Origin of the sequence: Arthrobacter sp. PsM3 (genome assembly GCF_030433895.1) — a bacterium.
In the GTDB taxonomy this organism is placed as follows: domain Bacteria; phylum Actinomycetota; class Actinomycetes; order Actinomycetales; family Micrococcaceae; genus Arthrobacter.
The window spans coordinates 1-2,186 of the sequence record NZ_JARUXE010000097.1 but is presented as its reverse complement, the minus strand read 5'-3'; the positions used below and the strand labels follow the sequence as shown (position 1 = coordinate 2,186).

The window sequence follows — 2,186 nt, the reverse complement described above, 5'->3', positions numbered from 1 at the left end:
TGCCCAGGGTGGTGGCGTCCATGAAGCCCACGGATTCGCGGACGGCCGCGCATTCGCGCAGCACCGCGGCGTCCATGTCCTCTCCGGCCTGCGGGTAGTACCAGGGCCGCTTCCACTGCCCGACATCCTCGAAAAGGGCACCATGGGCGACATGCCACGGGTGGATGGAAGTGACGCGGGCGGGGTCGAACAGTTCGCCGCGCTGGCGTCCGGCCAGGGCCGCGAACGCCACGGGGGTGAACGGTGCCCGGTACGTGGTGGTGCCGATGTCCCCGATGCCGCGGGACGCTTCCCCAGCCTGCCGCAGGGCCGCGGCGATGACACCGATGGCGTTCACGCCGGAGGTTTTGCCCTGGTCGTTGGCGGTGCTGATCGAGGTGTAGCGCTTGATGTGTTCCACTGAGCGCATGCCGGCGCCGGTGGAGCGCAGGACGTCGGCCACGGACTGGTCGCGCTGGAAGTCCACGAAGTGGTGGTGCCAGTCGTCCGGGCCGCCTTCCTGGCCCGGGACCAGCCAGAGCTGGCGGGTCGGGGCGGAGGCCTTCGGTTCGCCGATGGGGGCGGGTTCGACGGCGGATTCGAAGCCTGCGGCGATGGCGGCCGACGCTCCGGCGGAGATGCCCTCGGTCAGGCAGTCTTCGAGTTCGAAGCTGCCGCGGCCGGAGCCGATGGTCTGCTGGTTCGGGACTAAGGTGCTCGGTACGAAAGCGGCGAGCTCGTCGTCCCAGCGCAGCTTGCCCTGGCGCTGGGAATGCAGGTGGACCAGCGGGCTCCAGCCGCCGGAGACGGCCAGCAGGTCGCAGGCGAGCTGTTCGATGCCGGAGGTGAGTTCGCCGTCGTCGTTGATGCTCCGGACGGTGACGCCGACGAGCCGGCCGTCGCCGGAATCCGAGGAGGTCGTGTTGGCCACGGCGCTGCCGATCAGTACCCGGGTGCCGGCGGCGGCCGCTGCGGCGGCTGTTTCGCTCAGCTGCGGGCGGGCGTCCACGACGGCTTCAAGCTTGACACCGGCGGCCTGCAGGTCCGCGGCCAGGGCGTAGGCGCTGTCATTGGTGGTGCTGACGACAACGCGCTGGCCCGCGGCCACGGCATAGCGGTTGAGGTAGCTGCGGACCGCCGAGGCGAGCATGATGCCGGGCCGGTCGTTGTTCTCGAAGACCAGCGGGCGTTCGTGGGCTCCGGGGGCAACCACCACCTGGTTGGCGCGGACGTGCCAGATCCGCTGCCGGGACACGCCGGGGGCAGCCGGGCTGGACAGGTGGTCGGTGCGGTTCTGGACGGCGATGACGTAGTTGGCGTCGTAGGCGCCGAAGGCGGACGTGCGGTTCAGGACGGTGGACTCGGCTCCCGAGACGAGTTCCGCTTCCACATCCGCTACCCATTCCAGGGCCGGTTTGCCTTCGATGGTCTCAGCCAGCCCAGGTGCGGTGGAGCCGGACAGGAGCGAGCCGCCCAGTTCGGGCTGGTCGTCCATGAGGATCACGCGGGCGCCGCTGCGGACGGCCTCGCGGGCCGCGGCCAGGCCTGCGGGGCCGCCGCCGATCACCAGGACGTCGGTGTGGACGTACTTCTTGTCGTACTCGGCGTGGTCTTCCTCCGGGTCCAGCTTGCCCAGGCCGTTGAGCAGTTCTGCCTTCAGGCCGTCTACCAGGGTGACGGTGGTGGCGGGGAGCATGGACTCGGCAACGTCGCCCGGGAAACGCCCAGCAATCTTGACCATGGCGTTGGATTCCTCCACGCCGGCGGACATGATGCCCCGGGCCCGGTCCTCATAGAGCGAGTTGCCGGCAGAGATGCGGCCATTCGCGAGCAGGGCCGAGGCCAGGGTGTCGCCAGGGTGGCCCGTGAATTCCTCGCCGTCCACGGTGAAACGCCAGGAAACGGTGCGGTCGATGCGTCCGCCGGCGGCGAGGCGGGCGTTCTGGGAAGTCACTTGGTTGCTCCCTTCGGGGCGGTGGTGCTGGCCGGTGTTGCGGCCGGGGCGATGCTGGAAGCTGAGATGCTTGGCGCGGAGTCCCCGGTGGTGGTGCTGTCAGCAGCGGTGCTGGCAGTGCCGGATTCGGCGGCGGCCGGGACCGACACATCGGGCCGGGGCGTGCCCATCGGGTAGATGGCCTGGATATCGTAGGTGACGGTGTCGCGGAGCATGTTGAACCACTGCCGGCAGCCTGTGCTGTGCAGCCAGC

2 protein-coding genes are annotated in these 2,186 nt (G+C 69.9%); both read right to left on the bottom strand.

Features of this window, described 5'->3' with window-relative positions; genetic code table 11:
• Window positions 1-1,933 (bottom strand): 2Fe-2S iron-sulfur cluster-binding protein (locus tag QCD75_RS21720; protein WP_301231605.1); only part of this gene is annotated, 1,933 nt, incomplete at its 3' end.
• On the bottom strand, window positions 1,930-2,186 hold a 257-nt coding region (locus QCD75_RS21715; protein WP_301231604.1), incomplete at its 5' end, for a sarcosine oxidase subunit delta. The genes QCD75_RS21720 and QCD75_RS21715, both read right to left, overlap by 4 nt.